Raw genomic sequence first — 17,584 nt, forward strand, 5'->3', positions numbered from 1 at the left:
AAATATTCTTTCTACTAACTTCTAACAATTGCCCACATTTGTCAAGCAGTATGCTTTTAATGTGCTTCCTCTTTTAAACGGCGAATATGGGCCATGATAACAGCAGTTGTTTCTTCAGCACTTGCTTTACGACTGCGCAGATCCTCCATATCAATCGGAGGACCGTAGACTACTTTCAGCTTGCGGAACATTCTATAGGGACCGATGATGGCACAAGGAATAACATAAGCGTTTGTGCGCAAAGCAAAGAATCCGGCTCCTGCCATTCCCTCACCGATTTTCCCTGTTTTTGAACGGGTTCCTTCCGGAAAAAGCCCAAGAACTTTTCCTTCTTTTAAAAATTTAAGTCCCTTTCGAATAGCATCTCTGTCGCTCGCTCCTCTTTTGACTGGAAACGCATTTAAGTTAGCTAACATTTTCCCGAAAATAGGAACTTTAAACAATTCTTCTTTTGCCATAAATAAAATAGGCCTTGGGGCCGTAATGCCTACTATTGGAGGATCAAGATTATCAATGTGGTTGCTGCATAGGAGCACACCGCCTTCTTTCGGAAAATGCTCCCGCCCATGTACTTCCACACGGTACAGCGGCATTAATACCGATTTTACGACTGACCTTGCGATTGTATAAAATGTTACCATGCCTGTTCTCTTTCCTTTACAATTGAAATAATCCGATCCACCACGTCTGTAATAGACAAGGAAGTTGTATCTAGTTCTATTGCATCTTCTGCTTTTTTAAGCGGAGCGGCTTCCCGTTCTGAGTCCATTTTGTCACGAAGAGTAATCTCCTCTTTTAATTTCTCTATATCTGACGGAAATCCTTTAGAAATATTTTCTAAATGTCTTCTTTTCGCCCGCTCTTCCACACTTGCTTTAAGAAAAATTTTCACTTCTGCTTCGGGAAGCACATGGGTGCCAATGTCACGTCCATCCATGACTACGCCCCCTTTTTTAGCAAACAGTTGCTGCCGCTTAACCATCTCTTCACGTACAGGGGCATGCTTGGCCACAAAAGAAACGGCGTTTGTTACTGTGCTCGTTCTAATTTCATTTGTCACATCTTGGTCGTTAATAAATACGAGCTGCCCAGCTTTCCCCGGCTTCAAATCAATCACTGACTCCTGGAGCAGTTCCAGAAGTTTTTCGGCGTCCTCCAAGTCAGCATCAGCCTGGAGAGCTTTATAAGTCAGGGCTCGATACATAGCACCTGTATCAATATAAATATAGGATAGTTTTTCAGCAATGATCTTTGCTACCGTACTTTTCCCTGCCGCGGCTGGACCGTCGATTGCTATTTGCATTTGTCTTTTCATGACGTTCACCTTCTAAACATTTTTTCTCCTTATTCTATCACATGAAGAGAGATTATTTCTCCAAAAAAAAGCCTGCCGGTTGGCAGGGAGTTACTGAATCAATCCTTTTCTTTTCATAATCAGCTGGCGTTCGAAACAGAAACGAAGCAAAATCTGCTGATCTGTCCGTGGAATATCAACAAATTCAATAGAGGCAATTGGCCGGCCTTTATCATCTATGCGAAGCCTTACAACACGCGCAGTTATTTCGAAGTAATGGTGGTCACCCGATTGCATTGGCACAGAAAGATAGACTCTTCCCTGTTGTTCATTGCTCACGTCTATCCCTTCTGGCAGAGGAACAGCGATCCCCCCGCACTAATATCTTCTGTAGCTGCCGTAAAGGGCGCAACATTTTCTAAATAGATAGCTGCATCCACCGGTATAGGCACCCGTACAAACTTTCGTCTTTGAATACGCACATATTTTTCCAACCCGGGATCATGAAGGATTAAAAGTGGAATATCTCTTTTCGTCCGCCCTTTTACTTCCGTGTCAAATGTGTAGACTGCTGAAGAATATTTTGGGTCAATAAACTCAGCTGAAAGCTGCATGCCATCTACAAAAAAGGTAGAGCGATTTGTACCTATGTTTACGGGATAATCAATAAGTATGACTCCCTCATCAATATCTGCTACCCGGCAGCGATAATGCTCTTCCTGATCTTTTTCTCTAGAAACAAGCAGTAAATACATCCCTGTTTCAATCATCTTTATCACTCACCTAATTCCTTCTTCCTATTGGGTCCTTACACTGATTCTTTCTTCGAATTATAGTAGGTGATTAGTAAAAAAGCAACGGAAGATCGCTTGAATTGGAACTTTTATAGCAAGTTGTCATAAACTGGTTCCGATTGACGCATCTTTTCCACCTGCTCTTCTGTTCCATCTTTTGCATTAATTAAAACCCGATACGTTTCTTCACCGAGTGTGCCTAGGAATTCGTAACAGAGCACTTCCTGATTCAGCTCATTTTTAATGACCGCAAGCCGCTTTTCCTGAATGCGGACCCTCGGGTTAATGTATGTTTCTGCTTCTTTCTCGGTCAATACCGGCTTTTCCAACTTCCTCTTATGGTGATTCGCCAAATATTCATTCGCCGTGACTCCGATCACTTGTCCGTTATCCAAAGCTACTTTCACTTTAACGGTATCAGGGTAAATCCGAACACCTTCTTGTTCACCAACGAAAGTAAACACGCCGACATTGTCATACTGAGTACTGTCATAAAGTGCTAAATCCTTCATTTGATGACGATTTAAAAAAGCGGTGGCTTTATTGTTTGCTTCATTTAAACTGATCGTAGGTTTCCCTACTTCTCTGTTGATCATGTACCAAAGTGGGTAGCCGCCTCTTCTCGTTATATCGATGTTCGCCTCTTCGCCTTTTTTATTTTTCATGTATACACTGTAAAAAGAAAAGTCCGAGCCTTTTCCGCTTTTTGTGACCTTTACATCGTTTATCTGCTTCATTTGAACATACTTTGCCGCTCGCATTTGTGCTTCTTTTTTAGTAATAGGTGCTGCTTTATTGTCCTTTAAATGATTTATATCCAGTTGGTTTGTATTGCCTGGAAGCGTACCGGTATTTGTTTCACTATAGCCCTCGGCTTTCTTTTCAACTGTTTTAAATCCATCAATAATCGTGTTATCGGTTCCTTCTTTTTCTGCAGCTAAAGCAAGTTCAACATCCATCCATCTCAAGTTGTTTTTCAGTGTCATATGCTGCACTTTTCTCAGTTCGTTTTGAATATCAGCTGATTGCTCATATAAGTTTTTCAAATGATTATATTCTTTATCAGTAAGCGGTTCTTTATCTAAATCTCTTACAGCTGTTTTATAGCTGAAATCTCCGATACTGCCAAGAAACTCTTCTGTTTTATTAAACGGCAATAGCGTTAGTGGCAGTTGTCCTACATCATTTTGTGCTTCAGATGTTAGCCGCCAGACATCTGCAAGCGCTGGAGAAAGCGACTTTCTAGAGTTCATCGCCAGAGTCGTGCCAATTTGATCATGAATCCGATCGACTCCAAAAGTCAAATCGTGAAATGCTCGCTGATAGCTGTTTTCTGCATTAATTAAAATAGCGTTCTTTTCTTTATGTTCCTGATACCCCCAGAAACCCGTCCCGACAGCAGCCAGCGATAATACAACAATAGCTAATGTACGCAGCATCGTAGTCCCCCCTTTTTATTGACAGAAAATATGTTTCCCTATTTTTTTAATTTGCGGCCTAGACCAAATCCAAGAACTTGTCGCTGTATCAGGATTAAAATAGTATAAAGCATTACTTGTCGGGTCCCATCCATTGATCGCATCTAATACGGCCTTCTTTGATGTTTCATTTGGTGTTAGCCAAATTTGTCCGTCTGCCACCGCCGTAAAGGCCCGCGGCTCAAAGATAACCCCTGACACTGTGTTCGGAAAGCTTTGGCTTTCCAAACGGTTTAGGATGACCGCTGCTACTGCCACTTGCCCTTCATAGGGTTCTCCGCGCGCTTCCCCATGCACGGCATTGGCCATTAACTGAATATCATTTTGGGAAAAACCGGGTGGGACGCTTTGAGCTGGAGCTGATGTGTTTTCTCCTGAAGAGCCCTTCCCATAATGAGTAAAGGAACGGCCTTTTGCAATCTGTGATTTTACATAGCTTTCATCATACTTAGATGCCTTTACAAGCTTATTCTTTGTGGTTCCCCCAACAAGCCCGTCGATCGGCAGTCCAAAAGCTTCCTGGAAGTTACGGACAGCCCAATAAGTTCCCCAGCCATATACGCCATCAATTTTCCCTTTGTAGTAACCAATGTATTGAAGCCTTGCTTGAAGCTCAATAACATCATCGCCGGAAGCCCCCTTTTGAATGACCTGTCCTGAAAATGCCCGAGACGTTTCCGGCATAGCCAGCAGGCTGCAGGTGAAGAGACTAATAGCCAATGAAATGATAACAGCTGTTTGTTTCACATTGAGATCCATCCTCATTTTTTTACCCTCCATCTGATAGATGATGTGTACAGCTATTTTTTGCAAGGTGCATATTTTTATACAAAAAAAGAAGCTCTTTTCAATTAAGAGCTTCTCAAATAGTCGATAGTTGGCGGTCGGCGGCACTTCAAAGGCTTTTATGCCGTCTCCTCCTCTTCCCCTTTTAGCTTCATCTCTTAAAAAATCAAACGCTTCTAAGCAGCCTGTAGGGGCGTTTCGGTATACATATAGATTTTTTCAATTAAGAGCTTTTATTCCGCACAAGACGAAGATGGTGCTGATCAGACAAGCGGTGGGCTTGTTTCACTTTCTTTAACGCCAGCCACCAAAGAAACAACATAAATGGAATTATATAATAGAGCCAGACAGACTCAATCAATAAAATGTAATCGTACAACCCGTGTAATAAAGACGGGATTAAGAGTGAAAGCCACAGTCGCCTGTTTTCCTTGCCGTCCTGGCTAAATTTGGCCTTCCCCAGATAGAACCCCATCAATACGCCAAAAAGCGCATGACTTGAAACCGGCAACAGCGCCCGAAAAAAAGCATGCTCCACTCCATAAGCCAGCAGGTAAAGAATATTTTCTGCTGTCGCGAATCCGAGTGAGACGCTTGTCCCGTATACAATGCCATCATAGGGCTCATCAAAATCTGTATGCTGGTAAATTAGATAAAATAATATAAACCACTTTACAAATTCCTCAAGCAATCCACTCGATAAAAAAGCTGTAGCCGCACCGGAAAGAGCAATCTTCTCTTCCGCCAATACATATTGGATAAACATCACTGGGAAAGTAAGCAGCACACCCGAAATAAAAGCTTTTGCAACTGTTGTCACCGGTTCTGTTTCATATTGATCACGCAAATAAAAATAGCATAAAAGCGCCAGTCCAGGAGCTATCCCCGCCGAAAAAACCGCCAGCATCCTTTCGTCCTCTTTTCTTTCGGTTTTCTTCATCGTATCATTATTAAAAAGGATTGAACATAGATAATCCAAATTTGTACAATGGAGGTTTTTCTTTTGTCAAAAAAACGAATATTCGTCATCCATACAGGAGGAACTATTTCAATGGAGGAAGATAAGCAATCCGGTGCTGTTAAGCCAACCAGCACAAACCCGCTCTTTTCATTTGATCATTTGTTAGATGAGTCGGCGACAATCGTTTCTGCTGAACCATTTCATCTTCCTTCTCCTCACATTACTCCAAAAGAGATGCTTAAGCTGAAACATTTAATTGATGAGACGCTAGAGCAAGAATCCTTTGATGGAGTGGTCATTACTCATGGAACCGATACGCTGGAAGAGACCGCTTATTTTCTAGATTTAACACTTACAACCGATGTTCCAGTAGTTGTTACAGGCGCCATGCGTTCTAGCAATGAAATCGGAGCAGATGGTCTATATAATTTAATTTCATCTATCCGTGTCGCTGCTTGCAGCGAAGCAAAAAGGAAAGGTGTACTTGTGGTGTTGAACGACGAAATTCATTCGGCCGACAATGTAACAAAGACCCATACGAGCAATATTTCAACTTTTCAAAGTCCGCAATACGGACCTATTGGAATTATTACAAAAAGAAAAATTCTTTTTCATCATGAGCCGGCTCGCCGTCAGAAGTTTCCCGTGGCAGCCGTTGACAAACGCGTCGCCCTGATTAAAGCCTACGCCGGTATGGACTCGTATTTGCTGTCTGCTTTAAAAGAACTACGTTATGACGGAGTGGTGATTGAAGCGCTTGGACAAGGTAACCTGCCTCCTGATGCCGTTTCAGCAGTCAAGGAACTCATTGAGGAAAAAATCCCGGTTGTGCTCGTCTCCAGATGCTTTAATGGCATTGTCCAGGATATATATGGATATGAAGGCGGTGGCAAACAATTGAAGGAACTGGGGCTCATCTTCTCAAATGGGCTGAATGGCCAGAAAGCACGATTAAAACTGCTTATTGCATTAGGTTCTAAACACCCCTCCGACAATCTTGAAAAACTATTTGAATAATAAAAAATGGGCCGATAAGGCCCGTTTCAGACTGTAGACAAACTCAATGAAATTCTAGAGTTTGTCTACAGTCCTTTTTATTTTGCTTGTGAATGGGGGCTGTTGATTTCCATTCCAGGCGCTTCGCTTTCCGCGGGGGGGGGGGGCGGTGAGCCTCCTCGCCGTGAAAGCGCCTGCGGGGTCTCACCTGTCCCGCTGATCCCGCAGGAGTCTTTGCGCCATCCATTTCAATCAACAGGGGTTACAAAGTTAGAGTAGCCGTACAACCATACCTGTTTTAAAATAAATAGATCAAACGCTTGAGGTGAGAAAGATGCTTTCGAAAAACAATCCAATCCAACGGAATCAAATAGAAATGATCGCTCTAGACCAGCTTGTACCAGAGAATCACCTGGTCCGTAAAATGGAGGCAGCGATGGATTTCTCTTTTATTTATGACTTGGTGGAAGGATTGTATGCGGAAGTGGGCCGCCCAAGCATTGATCCAATTATTTTAATTAAACTAACATTTATCCAATATGCCTTTGGCATTCGATCCATGCGCAAGACGATCGAGGAAGTGGAAACGAATATGGCCTACCGCTGGTTTCTCGGTTATGGATTCCATGATAAAGTGCCGCATTTCTCTACCTTCGGTAAGAACTACGAGCGTCGCTTTAAAGATACCGACCTGTTTGAACAGATCTTCTATCGTATCTTAAAAATAGCTGCCGAGAAAAAGCTCATTAGTGCGGAGCACGTTTTTGTGGATTCCACTCATGTAAAAGCTAGCGCGAATAAGCGTAAATTTGAAAAGAAAATGGTTCGCAAAGAAACACGCGCGTATCAGGAACGCCTCCAAGAAGAGATTAATCAGGACCGAGAGGATCATGGAAAAAAGCCGTTCCCGCCAGATAAGTTCGATAAAGAAGAAACGAAAGAAATCAAGGAAAGTACAACCGATCCGGACAGTGGCTACTACGTTAAAGACGAACGAACCAAACAATTTGCTTATTCCTTTCACGCGGCCGCAGACCGTAAGGGATTCGTAATTGGCACAATGGTCACACCAAGCAACACACATGACAGCCAGATCTTAGAGCCGTTAATGAAGAAAGTGATAGAAAAGGTAGGAAAACCTAAAGCTGTTGGTGCAGATGGAGCTTACAAAACACCTGCCATTGCCAGTTATTTAATGGAAAACGGCATGACACCTGCCTTGCCTTATACACGGCCGCGCACAAAAGAGGGCTTCTTCAGAAAGCATGACTATGTGTACGATGAACATTTTGACTGTTACCTTTGTCCGGCAGGGGAAGTATTGAATTACTCAACGACGAATAAGGAAGGCTATCGTGAATACAGATCACCCAAACAGGTTTGTACCTCCTGCCCTTTTTTAGCTAAATGCACGGAAAGCAGAGATCATCAAAAAGTGGTGACACGCCATATTTGGCAGAAATATATGGAAGAGGCCGACCATCTTCGCCACCACGAAGAAGTTAAAGCGATTTATGCGGAGCGAAAAGAAACGATTGAGCGTGTATTCGCAGATGCAAAAGAAAAGCATGGCATGCGTTGGACAACGTTAAGGGGACTTAAAAAATTGTCGATGCAAGCGATGCTTACTTTCGCTGCCATGAATCTCAAGAAAATGGCCAGCTGGACTTGGCGAGAACCAGAAATGGCTTAAATGATGACCTCGGAGAGGTCTATCTTTCTCTCGAATGGCTTTAAAACTACCGAAAAATCAAAAGGGGTTCGGAATAAGACTATTCCGAACCCCTTTTGTCGACAAACTAAAACGGGCCGATAAGGCCCGTTTGGATTAATAAAAAACTATAAAAACAACTGAATCTACAAATTCGGCTGTACGTGCTTAGAGAAGGAAAAAAACCCTTACACACTCTATATGTTCTCCCTCTCGGCAATGGCTGTTGCAATTTCACCACCGTGAAAGCGACCATTTTCGATAAAGATTTCGTTAGCATTATTGCCAGCCGCAATAACTCCGGCAATAAAAATTCCTTTCACATTCGTTTCTTTCGTTTCCTCATTGTAGACTGGCCGGCCAGTCTCTCCGTCAATCTCTACACCCATTTCTCTTAAAAAATTGTGATCCGGGTGATAGCCGGTCATGGCAAAAACAAAGTCATTTTTTAATTGTTTTTCCACACCATGCTGGCGATATATAATGGCGTCTTCCGTAATTTCAATGACCTCTGCATGAAACTCCATTTTAACTTCCTCGTTCCGGACAAGTCCTTCAAATTCAGGAAGAATCCACGGCTTAATACTTTTGGAATACTCGCTGCCACGGTAAAGAACGGTCACCCGTGCCCCTGCTTTGTGAAGCTCTAAAGCGGCATCAACAGCCGAGTTCTTGCCGCCGATGACAGCCACATCCATATCAAAATAAGGGTGGGCCTCTTTAAAATAATGAAATACTTTATCGAGCCCCTCCCCTGGAATATGCATATAATTTGGATGGTCATAATAACCTGTGGCAATAACCACATATTTTGTTTCATATGTTCCGGCCGACGTATACACCCGAAATTGCTCATCGGACAGCTTCTCCACTCTTTGAACCGTTTCAAAACGGTGAATGCGAAGTTCTTTCATTTTTACGACTTCTCGGTAATACGTCAGTGCCTGGTTGCGCTTTGGCTTCCGTTCTTCAATGATAAAAGGTACATCCCCAATAGCGAGCTTTTCACTTGAGCTGAAAAACGTTTGATGTGTCGGGTATTTGTAAATAGAATTTACGATATTGCCTTTTTCAATAACAAGCGGATCTTTGCCAATTTGCTTTAAAGCGATAGCAGCAGACAGTCCGCATGGTCCGCCGCCTATAATAATACATTCTTCCTTACGCATAATTCCACTCCTCGTTATCCGTACAACAAAATTTCCTGCTATACTTTGATGATAGGAGAAAAACGTCTAACTTTCAATGGATAGACCTTAAAGGAATCATGCTTTCTTTACAAAGTATTCATAGACCTTCCTTGTTGCCTCCAATGGAATCACAAGGATCGCATATTCTTTTAATAACTCCTCAGAGAGACTCGACATCCAGCCATATTCCAACAAAGCGGACTCAAGCGCATCATACTGGCTGTCAAAATCAAATGAGAAACAGAGGTAATAAGCATCTTTAAAATAGAAAAGCGAACTCTGCACATCTCTCACTTTTTTCTCATCATGGACCAATCCAATGACATCTTCAATATCCGCAAACTTAAATGTCAGCTCACAGCCATATTCATCCTCTGTCTCTGCCGGTGTGTCTTCTACTTTGTTTAAAAAATCGAAATGATCAATCGTTAAAATTAAAACAAGCTCATCGCCTGACATAGAATGAACCTCAATGGCAATCATTCCTTCCGTGTCAATATCCAGCTGCTCCTCGATCACATCCAGCATTTCATCAAAGATTTCGTGCCAGATGTATGAATCCTCAAGAATGTGCTTTTTCAAACAGCCTTTTTTTCTTAACTCTTCGTAAGTAATGGAAAGCATCACCTTATTATCTGATAAACGTTCTATCCTCATAGTCTGCTGCCCCCTGCTTAAGGACCTGTTTATCACATACTATGAAGGAAAACGCAGATGGTGAGTTGTTATGCTATTTTGGTAAAGACGCCCGCTTATCCTTGTTTGATTGTAATTAAATGCGTTTCTGCTTTAGCACCGAGGCGAAGCGGTACAGCACTCGTTCCATACCCATTTGAGACGAGGGTTTTCATCTTTCCGGAGTTTCCCCAGCCACCTTTTTTATAAGGGCCAACGCCGAAAAACCGAATTTGCCCTCCATGTGTATGACCGCTCAAGAACAGTGAAACTCCGTCAGCAGCAGCCAGCTTTTTCTCAAAAACCGGATTATGGCTAATCAAAATTTTGAAGGCTCTCTGGGGCACTTCACTAAAAGTGGAGGATTTACTGCTCCTGCCTTTGCTAACATCGTCTGTCCCTAGCAAATATACCGGTACATCACAATCCATACTAACCGGCAAACAAAAAGACTCATTGCGCAAAACGTGGACACTGTGCTTTTGAAACAATTTAGACAGCTCTTCAGCAGGGACTTCATAGTCATTGTTTCCCCACACAAAAAAAACAGGAGCTACCTGTTTCAGGCATTGCAAATTATGGGATATTCGCTCCAGCGGCACCCCTTTCTCTGCTAGATCCCCGCCAATAATAACAATATCCGCTTTTCCACTTACTCTTTTAAGAATGGACGGATGAATAGTCCGCCGATGAATATCCGAGATAAAAAAGATCGTTAACGGCTGCTGGCATGGATAGCATTTAAATAAAAGTACATCGGCGATTACTTCGTTTCTCAGTGCTTCTCTCCACATAAAAACGATGACACTTAATATGAGGAGAAAGACGATTAGTAAATACAACATCACTTTTCCCTTCGTTCCCTAAATAATAATAATGCAAAATAATAATCAGAATAACAGATTAAACGAAAAAAAGAAATAATGTCCCCTCCTCCTCCATACATATAGATTGAAGTATAAAAAAGGAGGAAGGGAATGAACAACTGCACCTGGTACAAAACATACCGTCCGTATATAAGTCCACTGGACCCCTGTCCGCCCATAAGAGTAAAGAGATATTCCACTCCGCCCCAATTGTACGTCGGATTTCAACCGCCGGGCCTTGAACAATTCCCGGCCCACGCGGCCCTAAAAGCCGGGACACTATGGAAATGCTTTTATGATCCATACTATTCATTAAGAGAAATGAAGAAGGGGGTTAGAGAATGAAACAAAAACAACTGCCCCCTGAATACTACAGCGAGCTGGAAGAGATCCAGGCCGTCGATTTTGTCATTGTTGAATTAGTTCTCTATCTTCATACCCATCCTGATGATCTTGAAGCAATAAAGCAATATAATGAGCACGTAAAATTAAGCAAAACTCTAAAAAAAGCTTTCGAAAAAAAATACGGAGCGCTGACGAGCTTCGGATACAGCTACTCCCGTTACCCATTTGATTACAAAGGAACTCCATGGCCTTGGCAAGTGTAATAAAGATGATCGCTGAAAGGAGATTACTATGTGGGTATATGAAAAGAAGCTGCAATATCCAGTGAGAGTGAGCACATGCAACCCGAGGCTCGCCAAATACTTAATTGAACAGTACGGAGGAGCAGACGGAGAATTAGCCGCTGCCCTGCGCTATCTCAATCAACGCTACACCATCCCCGATAAGGTAGTCGGCTTGCTGACCGATATTGGAACAGAAGAATTTGCTCATCTGGAAATGATCGCCACAATGGTGTATAAGCTGACAAAAGATGCCACACCTGACCAAATGAAGGCAGCTGGCCTGGCTGATCACTATGCAGATCATGATAAAGCACTCTTTTATCATAATGCAGCTGGCGTTCCATGGACAGCCACTTACATTCAGGCAAAAGGCGATCCGATTGCCGATCTGTATGAGGACATTGCAGCAGAAGAAAAAGCTCGCGCTACTTATCAATGGCTGATTGATTTAAGCGACGATCCTGATCTTAACGATGGGCTCCGCTTTTTACGCGAGCGGGAGATTATCCACTCCCAGCGTTTCCGAGAAGCCGTCGAAATACTAAAAGAGGAAAGAGACCGCAAAAAAGTCTTTTAATTATTTAAAAAAGCTCCGAAGTCTCAAACTCCGGAGCTTTCCGTATTAAGATGTCTGCTTCTGCAGTCCTTTTCCATAATACATGCCTACTAAAAACAGCAGCCATAATGGACCCACATACAAAGCAATCCGCGTATCTGGCGAAAAAGCCATTAAAACGATAACCATCGCCAAAAAAGCTAGAGAAAGATAGGAGCCTATTGGCCAGAATGGAGCAGCAAACTTTAATGATTTTCTCTGTTCAGCAGATAGCCCCCTTCTAAACTGAAGCTGCGAAAGTAAAATCATGGACCATGTCCAAATAGCGCCGAATGTAGAAATGCTCGTTACCCACACAAACACTTTCTCAGGAACGAAATAATTTAAGATTACACCAATTAACAGGACACCAGCTGATACAAGAATGGCCCGAGATGGAACACCGGTTTTAGCTACTCTTTTAAAAGCAGGCGATGCTTGACCTTGATCTGCCAGGTTGAACAACATCCGCCCTGTGCTAAAAATCCCACTATTACAGCTGGAAAGAGCGGCTGTCAAAACAACAAAATTGATAATTCCCGCTGCACTTGGGATACCAATTTTTTCAAATGTTAAAACAAATGGACTGCCTGCTGTTCCGATTTCATTCCATGGGTAAATGGACATGATGACAAATAATGCACCCACATAAAAAACGAGTATGCGCCAGAACACAGTATTTACCGCCCGCGAAATAGCTTTTTCTGGATTTCTTACTTCGCCTGCCGTTACACCGAGCATTTCAATGCCGAGATAAGCGAACATAACCATTGTCATAGACATTAAAATTCCTTTTAAGCCATTCGGGGCAAAGCCACCGTGTGCCCATAAATTACTAATACCAGTAGCTACTCCCCCATTGCCAATTCCGAACAAAATAATACCGAGACCTACTACAATCATTAAAATAATTGCGACAATTTTAATTAAAGCAAACCAGAATTCAAACTCTCCATAGGCTTTCACTGTAATTAAGTTTACAGCGGACATAATAACCAGTGCAGCAAGCGCCCAGATCCAATTAGGCACATCTGGATACCATAAATGCATGTATACTCCTACCGCTGTAATTTCTGCCATACATGTAACAATCCATAAAAACCAATAGTTCCAACCAGTAATATAACCATAAATAGGACCTAGGTGGTCCTGTGCATATCGACTAAAAGAACCAGCAACTGGATTTTCAATAGCCATCTCCCCAAGCGCTCTCATAATCACAAACATGACAGCACCAGCCGCGATGTAAGCTAGCAAGATCGCCGGGCCAGCCATTTTGATCGTAGTAGCCGATCCCAAGAACAAACCTACTCCGATACAAGCGCCGAGCGACATTAACGTAATATGCCTCTCTTCTAAACCCCTTTTAAGTTCTTGACCCTCCATGTACACCTATCCCCTCTTAACTAAAATAAAGCGTTTTCACAAATGAAGTATATCACAGTTCGACAAGATTCCTCATTTTTTTGATTTTTCTAATTACTATCCTCGTGATAATGATTTTACACCTACTAAAAATTCCCCTACCTAAAATTAGGGTAGAGGAATTTTTAGCACTTGGCCTACTCGAATGTCATTGCCATTCAATTGATTGGCTTGCCTTATTTTTTCGATTCCTTCTTGCGACTTATAATACATCATAGAGATCCTAAAAACGGTCTCTTGAGGCTTTACAGTATGATAGACCACTTTTCCTTCAGGCTGCTCCTTATGTATCGGAGCCGTTTCTTTTTTTCTTCTACTTGTCTCTCCGGATGAGTTTCCTTTTGTACCTTTTCCTGTTCTACTTTTGGTTTCTCGTCAACCGGCTCGGCTTCTTGTTTCTCTTTTTCTTTAACCGGCGGCTCGCTTGTCTTTTCTGGAGGTGCCTCCACAGTAGAAGCTATTACCTCCTGAGCAGGCTCTGCTGATTTCTCCTCTATCTGTTTATCATTTTTGGCCGTCTTCTCCTCCCTCTCCTGCTCATCCGGCTCCTCCTCTTCATCGGATACGTCGTATAGCGGTGTGGAAGGACTTGAACTCTCGGTCACTACAGTCGTTGAGGAGTAGTCACGATCTCTTGCATGTGTATACCAGAATAACGTAATAAAGGGCAAGGTAATAAAAAAGACGAGCAGTACTTTTAGCAACGGGTATTTCTTTTGTTTTTTCTCCTCTTTTCTTTCCATTCGTGAGGAGGTTGTTTCCTGAACAGGCGGCTCTTCCTGCTCACGTTTAACTCTTTGAATTTCTACGCGAGTCTTTTGCGCCAACTCACGATAAGGGTCTTTCGTCATAGTTCATCCCTTCTTTATAATTCATTCTTATTTTGTTTGTGGCGAATGGCTAATCCCAGCAGAAAATCAATCGTGAAATGCATCATTATGACAACTGCTAGATTGCCAGTCCAATCAAATAGCCAGCCAATGCCAAAGCTTAGAAGAATGACATTGATTGTTAAATACCACTGTGATAAATACCTCACATGAATGATAGCGAAAAGAATACTTGCCGGAATGAATCCAACTATCGTCTGGACCATTCCCCTGAAAAAAATTTCTTCAGACACTGCAACCAAAAAAGCAATTAAAAAGATTTCTGCAACAGAACGGCTCGTGAATAGCCGGTTATTGATGCCCCCGTCATCATAATACTTTTCAGGCAGCTTTTTCATTAAATATAAATCCATTGCAACCACTAACAGTCCCGCTCCTCCGCCCCAAATAACGATATCCGCGAAGGACCATTTAAACAAGCGGTAAAACTCCTTTAAATCCTCAAATACAAAACTGCCGATAATGAGTGATAGCAGCAGCAAAAGAAATTGCGTTAAATAAAGAGCATGGAGCACCTCTTTATCCGTCATTTGCCGGATGAGATCAGCTTGCTTATTTCTTTTCATATGTCTATTCCCGTCACCTCTCAACTTGAAGCAAAGAACTGAGAATAGCTTGCCAATCCAGCTCCTCACGTTTTTCTGGGGAACCACGCTTGTTATATTTCTGCCAGTCTATGCCGCACAAATCACAGCAATTAGCGGGTTTACTCTCCAGCTGTTCTTCAAAATAGTTAAGAATTTCTTGCCGTCGGCATGTCTTTGCCCGTACCCACCGAAGCATCGTCAGCCGTTTTTCTTCCTTCTGCCTGAGCCGTTCCTGTCGTTTGGCCATAACATACTCAGCAATATTGGTCTGGCCTTTTCGCGCTGCTTCTTGAGCATAATGACGAAGGAAACGGGCCTGCACGTCAGTCAGCTGCAAAGCCGTTATCCGCTCCTCTTCTGTCTGACCGTCAGAGGGAGATAAATAGCCGGTAATTTGGCTGTCGGAGGGAAATTCCCCTTCGGCTATCATCGAATGAAACTCTTCATCTCCCGGGGTATATAACAGAACGGAAAGCGCCCTTCCTCCGTCTCTGCCGCCTCTGCCAATCTCCTGCAAATAAGATTCAAGCTGAGCTGGAAGATGATAATGAATAACAAACCGAATGTTATCTTTATTCACTCCCATTCCGAAGGCACTGGTCGCACAAATAACATCTAGTTCGTCACGCAAAAATTGCTGCTGAATCAAAATACGGTCTTCCTGTTCCATGCCCCCGTGATAAAATGCTACTTTTCCAATGCCATGCTGCCGTAACCAGCCAGCCCCCTCCTCTGTTGCCCGCTTACTTGAAAAATATACAATTCCCGGCTTCTCAAGCTCGCTAATTAGCCTCAGCAGTCTGGCTTGCTTATCAGCATGTGACGGGAGCTGTTCTACCGCCATTGCAATATTTGGCCGGTCCACGGAAAAGATCCACTCTTCCATCTGTTCGACCTTTAAATACTGAATAATATCGCGCCTGACTTCAGCTGTGGCTGTGGCTGTCAAAGCGAGAGTTAGAGGAGAGCCAAGCCGCTCTCTCACTTCACCTAACAGACGGTAATCTGGCCGAAAATCATGGCCCCATTGGGAAATACAATGCGCTTCATCCACAACAAAAAGAGAGAGCTGTATCCTGCTCAGCGCCTTAATCACTTGCTCGCTCATCAGCATTTCCGGGGATAAAAAGATAAAGCGGTAGTTCGGCAGCTGGCGGATCACTTGCTGCTTTTCTTCGAACGACAAAAATGAGTTCAAAGCAGCCACGCTTTTCTCCCCGCGCATTTTCAATTGCTCAACCTGATCTTGCATAAGTGATAACAATGGGGAAACTATAAGCACACTTCCCGGAAGAAAATACGCTGGCAGCTGATAGCAGAGCGACTTTCCTGTTCCAGTTGGAAGCATAGCCAGTGTATGGTGGCCTGATAGCAAGGATTCAATTGTTTCCTTTTGGCCGGTTCTAAAAGTAGAATAACCAAACCGTTGAAATAAAACCTGGTCCATGTTCATCTTCCTTTATCCGCTATATTTAGCCAGCACAAGCCTAATTTGAAAATAAGAAACATCCGGCAGCCGCTCTTTAATCGGCTTGATTCTCTTGTTGGAAAGGACCGCAGCCGCTTTGAGCACCTGCTCTTCTGTTGCTTTATCAACAAAAGGCCGAATAGAAAAACCCGGATAATTAAAAGCCAGCTCGACCACATGATCTTCTACTGTGCTTTGCTTTAAGCGCCGATGGGTTGAAATTTCTTCAATGGACAAACCTTTTTTAGCATATCTGCTGTTTTTTTTGTCGATTGTGTTAAAACAACCGGCTCGTATATATCTTGTATCATTGCGAATAATAGCGGAAACTGTGCAGCATGCTGAATAATGTGTTGGATCGCAAAGTGAAGCAAGTTCAAAAAGCGATACCAATATTCAGCACCTTCCATGCTAAGCAGTTCTCCCGCCTGGACTGTTGTTTTACCGGTTCGCTGTTTTCCTGAAAGACGCAGCACTAAAATAAGTGGATCTTCAACCCGCTGTTCTTGCAGAAGAGTCAGCAGCTCGTGATGAAGATAGGCTGCCAAGGTTTTCTTCGACAGCTGTCTGGCTGCTAAAAATGACTTCAGCCATGCTTGAATTTGTTCATCTTTCGTTATTGGAAGATAAGCATCATCCCGGTAAATTAAATGCGAAGCGACCTGAACAGTTAAAGAGAGTCTTTTCCAAAAAATCACAGCGCAATCCTGCAAGCTCCACCCATGTAAAAACTCAAGTGGAGGCAGAGTTTCAGAGAGAACCTCCAGTCTTGTCCTTCCCGTGTTTGTCACACGTACGCGTTTTAGTTCATCCACTTCGATGAGCTGCCGGTCAGTTAAATCATGGATAATTTGCTCAAAGGCCGTTCTCTCCAAAAAGGAAGCTGTCTGAAACCATTTGTCTAAATGATATAATCGGGCATCTTGTATCGTTTGCGAAGACTTCTTTCCCTTTAACAGATGAAAAATAGATGAAGCTGTTCTTTGTCCGTTTATTTGATTAATCATCATCAATAAGATTGCTTGTAGAAAAGGCATGGCTTGCCTCCCTTTTCGTACTTTCATTTATTTTACCATGAAATTTGTCAAAATTCCTCGTATGTGGAGGAATTGCTAATGAAAGCCTTATCATTTTTTTATTAAGAAATTATGATTGAAAAGAAAACTAATCGGATATACAATGAGGGAAGAAGTTTTCAAACGAGCGTGGGTAAGCAAATGCCACATAGCTTGGATAGAT

21 protein-coding genes and 1 pseudogene are annotated in these 17,584 nt (G+C 42.7%); 5 read left to right on the plus strand and 17 right to left on the minus strand.

Translation table 11 applies throughout. The annotated features are described in order from the left end of the window. Positions 1 to 56 precede the first annotated feature (56 nt). The 7 genes from CJ483_RS05425 to prsW all read right to left on the minus strand — a co-directional run bounded on the left by CJ483_RS05425 (position 57) and on the right by prsW (position 5,259). On the minus strand, positions 57 to 641 hold the full coding sequence (locus CJ483_RS05425; protein ID WP_120032627.1) for a lysophospholipid acyltransferase family protein: 585 nt from the start codon (positions 639 to 641) through the stop codon (positions 57 to 59). Continuing rightward, positions 635 to 1,315 (minus strand): (d)CMP kinase, encoded by a 681-nt coding sequence (cmk, locus tag CJ483_RS05430; RefSeq protein ID WP_120032629.1) that lies wholly within the window; start codon positions 1,313 to 1,315, stop codon positions 635 to 637. The genes CJ483_RS05425 and cmk overlap by 7 nt, the downstream gene beginning before the upstream one ends. 90 nt (positions 1,316 to 1,405) lie before the next feature. Beyond that, entirely contained in the window at positions 1,406 to 1,633 is a 228-nt protein-coding gene (locus CJ483_RS05435) for a PilZ domain-containing protein (RefSeq protein ID WP_182916970.1), read from the minus strand. Positions 1,634 to 1,635: 2 nt separating this feature from the next. Beyond that, positions 1,636 to 2,064, minus strand: a complete 429-nt coding sequence (locus CJ483_RS05440; RefSeq protein ID WP_120032633.1) for a flagellar brake protein — start codon at positions 2,062 to 2,064, stop codon at positions 1,636 to 1,638. A gap of 113 nt (positions 2,065 to 2,177) precedes the next feature. Continuing rightward, complete coding sequence (ypeB, locus tag CJ483_RS05445; protein WP_120032635.1) at positions 2,178 to 3,527, minus strand: germination protein YpeB; 1,350 nt, start codon at positions 3,525 to 3,527, stop codon at positions 2,178 to 2,180. A gap of 15 nt (positions 3,528 to 3,542) precedes the next feature. Then, positions 3,543 to 4,331: a spore cortex-lytic enzyme gene (sleB, locus tag CJ483_RS05450; RefSeq protein ID WP_182916971.1), complete on the minus strand. Its 789-nt coding sequence runs from the start codon at positions 4,329 to 4,331 to the stop codon at positions 3,543 to 3,545. Between the two features lie 244 nt (positions 4,332 to 4,575). Continuing rightward, a complete protein-coding gene (prsW, locus tag CJ483_RS05455) occupies positions 4,576 to 5,259 on the minus strand; it encodes a glutamic-type intramembrane protease PrsW (RefSeq protein WP_120032637.1) in 684 nt (227 codons plus the stop codon). A 96-nt stretch (positions 5,260 to 5,355) separates the two neighbouring features. Here prsW and CJ483_RS05460 point away from each other — a divergent pair, with 96 nt between their 5' ends. Together CJ483_RS05460 and CJ483_RS05465 are read left to right on the plus strand one after the other, a co-directional pair. Continuing rightward, positions 5,356 to 6,330 carry an asparaginase gene (locus tag CJ483_RS05460; protein ID WP_120032639.1) on the plus strand — a complete coding sequence of 325 codons (975 nt, stop codon included), beginning with the start codon at positions 5,356 to 5,358 and terminating at the stop codon, positions 6,328 to 6,330. 313 nt (positions 6,331 to 6,643) lie between these two features. Continuing rightward, complete coding sequence (locus CJ483_RS05465) at positions 6,644 to 8,002, plus strand: IS1182 family transposase (RefSeq protein ID WP_120032642.1); 1,359 nt, start codon at positions 6,644 to 6,646, stop codon at positions 8,000 to 8,002. Positions 8,003 to 8,217: 215 nt separating this feature from the next. Here CJ483_RS05465 and CJ483_RS05470 read toward each other — a convergent pair whose 3' ends face one another. The 3 genes from CJ483_RS05470 to CJ483_RS05480 form a co-directional block, all read right to left on the minus strand. Beyond that, complete coding sequence (locus CJ483_RS05470; protein WP_120032644.1) at positions 8,218 to 9,189, minus strand: YpdA family putative bacillithiol disulfide reductase; 972 nt, start codon at positions 9,187 to 9,189, stop codon at positions 8,218 to 8,220. A gap of 96 nt (positions 9,190 to 9,285) precedes the next feature. Next, positions 9,286 to 9,867, minus strand: coding sequence for an adaptor protein MecA (locus tag CJ483_RS05475; protein ID WP_120032646.1), 582 nt, complete (start codon positions 9,865 to 9,867; stop codon positions 9,286 to 9,288). Positions 9,868 to 9,962: 95 nt separating this feature from the next. Beyond that, positions 9,963 to 10,730 (minus strand): metallophosphoesterase, encoded by a 768-nt coding sequence (locus CJ483_RS05480; RefSeq protein WP_120032649.1) that lies wholly within the window; start codon positions 10,728 to 10,730, stop codon positions 9,963 to 9,965. A 132-nt stretch (positions 10,731 to 10,862) separates the two neighbouring features. Here CJ483_RS05480 and CJ483_RS05485 point away from each other — a divergent pair, with 132 nt between their 5' ends. Genes CJ483_RS05485 through CJ483_RS05495 form a run of 3 tightly spaced genes read left to right on the plus strand, consistent with a single transcriptional unit; the run spans position 10,863 to position 11,957 of the window. Then, on the plus strand, positions 10,863 to 11,096 hold the full coding sequence (locus tag CJ483_RS05485) for a spore coat associated protein CotJA (RefSeq protein WP_120032651.1): 234 nt from the start codon (positions 10,863 to 10,865) through the stop codon (positions 11,094 to 11,096). Further along, positions 11,093 to 11,359 (plus strand): spore coat protein CotJB, encoded by a 267-nt coding sequence (locus CJ483_RS05490; RefSeq protein ID WP_120032653.1) that lies wholly within the window; start codon positions 11,093 to 11,095, stop codon positions 11,357 to 11,359. The genes CJ483_RS05485 and CJ483_RS05490 overlap by 4 nt, the downstream gene beginning before the upstream one ends. Before the next feature lie 28 nt (positions 11,360 to 11,387). Continuing rightward, positions 11,388 to 11,957, plus strand: coding sequence for a manganese catalase family protein (locus CJ483_RS05495; protein WP_120032655.1), 570 nt, complete (start codon positions 11,388 to 11,390; stop codon positions 11,955 to 11,957). Positions 11,958 to 12,002: 45 nt separating this feature from the next. Here CJ483_RS05495 and CJ483_RS05500 read toward each other — a convergent pair whose 3' ends face one another. The 7 genes and pseudogenes from CJ483_RS05500 to CJ483_RS24400 form a co-directional block, all read right to left on the minus strand. Next, complete coding sequence (locus CJ483_RS05500) at positions 12,003 to 13,361, minus strand: amino acid permease (protein WP_120032657.1); 1,359 nt, start codon at positions 13,359 to 13,361, stop codon at positions 12,003 to 12,005. Positions 13,362 to 13,508: 147 nt separating this feature from the next. Beyond that, a pseudogene (locus CJ483_RS24990) lies at positions 13,509 to 13,661 on the minus strand (LysM peptidoglycan-binding domain-containing protein); the annotation flags it as partial. After that, on the minus strand, positions 13,646 to 14,251 hold the full coding sequence (locus CJ483_RS05510; protein WP_120032661.1) for a hypothetical protein: 606 nt from the start codon (positions 14,249 to 14,251) through the stop codon (positions 13,646 to 13,648). The pseudogene CJ483_RS24990 and the gene CJ483_RS05510, both read right to left, overlap by 16 nt. A 14-nt stretch (positions 14,252 to 14,265) precedes the next feature. After that, positions 14,266 to 14,856: a CPBP family intramembrane glutamic endopeptidase gene (locus CJ483_RS05515; RefSeq protein WP_120032663.1), complete on the minus strand. Its 591-nt coding sequence runs from the start codon at positions 14,854 to 14,856 to the stop codon at positions 14,266 to 14,268. 13 nt (positions 14,857 to 14,869) lie between these two features. Next, positions 14,870 to 16,324, minus strand: a complete 1,455-nt coding sequence (locus CJ483_RS05520) for a RecQ family ATP-dependent DNA helicase (RefSeq protein WP_342753747.1) — start codon at positions 16,322 to 16,324, stop codon at positions 14,870 to 14,872. A gap of 12 nt (positions 16,325 to 16,336) precedes the next feature. Continuing rightward, complete coding sequence (locus CJ483_RS24395) at positions 16,337 to 16,582, minus strand: helix-turn-helix domain-containing protein (RefSeq protein ID WP_182916973.1); 246 nt, start codon at positions 16,580 to 16,582, stop codon at positions 16,337 to 16,339. After that, positions 16,546 to 17,382 carry a YpbB family protein gene (locus tag CJ483_RS24400; protein ID WP_182916974.1) on the minus strand — a complete coding sequence of 279 codons (837 nt, stop codon included), beginning with the start codon at positions 17,380 to 17,382 and terminating at the stop codon, positions 16,546 to 16,548. The genes CJ483_RS24395 and CJ483_RS24400 overlap by 37 nt, the downstream gene beginning before the upstream one ends. Positions 17,383 to 17,584: the final 202 nt, after the last annotated feature.

The organism is Bacillus sp. PK3_68, assembly GCF_003600835.1.
Lineage (GTDB): Bacteria > Bacillota > Bacilli > Bacillales > Domibacillaceae > Pseudobacillus.

Bases quoted from the DNA above. Each gene is read 5' to 3' on its own strand.
- CJ483_RS05425 (WP_120032627.1), bottom strand. From the start codon at position 641: ATGGTAACATTTTATACAATCGCAAGGTCAGTCGTAAAATCGGTATTA.
- cmk (WP_120032629.1), bottom strand. From the start codon at position 1,315: ATGAAAAGACAAATGCAAATAGCAATCGACGGTCCAGCCGCGGCAGGG.
- CJ483_RS05440 (WP_120032633.1), bottom strand. From the start codon at position 2,064: ATGATTGAAACAGGGATGTATTTACTGCTTGTTTCTAGAGAAAAAGAT.
- ypeB (WP_120032635.1), bottom strand. From the start codon at position 3,527: ATGCTGCGTACATTAGCTATTGTTGTATTATCGCTGGCTGCTGTCGGG.
- sleB (WP_182916971.1), bottom strand. From the start codon at position 4,331: ATGAGGATGGATCTCAATGTGAAACAAACAGCTGTTATCATTTCATTG.
- prsW (WP_120032637.1), bottom strand. From the start codon at position 5,259: ATGCTGGCGGTTTTTTCGGCGGGGATAGCTCCTGGACTGGCGCTTTTA.
- CJ483_RS05465 (WP_120032642.1), top strand. From the start codon at position 6,644: ATGCTTTCGAAAAACAATCCAATCCAACGGAATCAAATAGAAATGATC.
- CJ483_RS05470 (WP_120032644.1), bottom strand. From the start codon at position 9,189: ATGCGTAAGGAAGAATGTATTATTATAGGCGGCGGACCATGCGGACTG.
- CJ483_RS05475 (WP_120032646.1), bottom strand. From the start codon at position 9,867: ATGAGGATAGAACGTTTATCAGATAATAAGGTGATGCTTTCCATTACT.
- CJ483_RS05480 (WP_120032649.1), bottom strand. From the start codon at position 10,730: ATGTTGTATTTACTAATCGTCTTTCTCCTCATATTAAGTGTCATCGTT.
- CJ483_RS05485 (WP_120032651.1), top strand. From the start codon at position 10,863: ATGAACAACTGCACCTGGTACAAAACATACCGTCCGTATATAAGTCCA.
- CJ483_RS05490 (WP_120032653.1), top strand. From the start codon at position 11,093: ATGAAACAAAAACAACTGCCCCCTGAATACTACAGCGAGCTGGAAGAG.
- CJ483_RS05495 (WP_120032655.1), top strand. From the start codon at position 11,388: ATGTGGGTATATGAAAAGAAGCTGCAATATCCAGTGAGAGTGAGCACA.
- CJ483_RS05500 (WP_120032657.1), bottom strand. From the start codon at position 13,361: ATGGAGGGTCAAGAACTTAAAAGGGGTTTAGAAGAGAGGCATATTACG.
- CJ483_RS05510 (WP_120032661.1), bottom strand. From the start codon at position 14,251: ATGACGAAAGACCCTTATCGTGAGTTGGCGCAAAAGACTCGCGTAGAA.
- CJ483_RS05515 (WP_120032663.1), bottom strand. From the start codon at position 14,856: ATGAAAAGAAATAAGCAAGCTGATCTCATCCGGCAAATGACGGATAAA.
- CJ483_RS05520 (WP_342753747.1), bottom strand. From the start codon at position 16,324: ATGGACCAGGTTTTATTTCAACGGTTTGGTTATTCTACTTTTAGAACC.
- CJ483_RS24400 (WP_182916974.1), bottom strand. From the start codon at position 17,382: ATGCCTTTTCTACAAGCAATCTTATTGATGATGATTAATCAAATAAAC.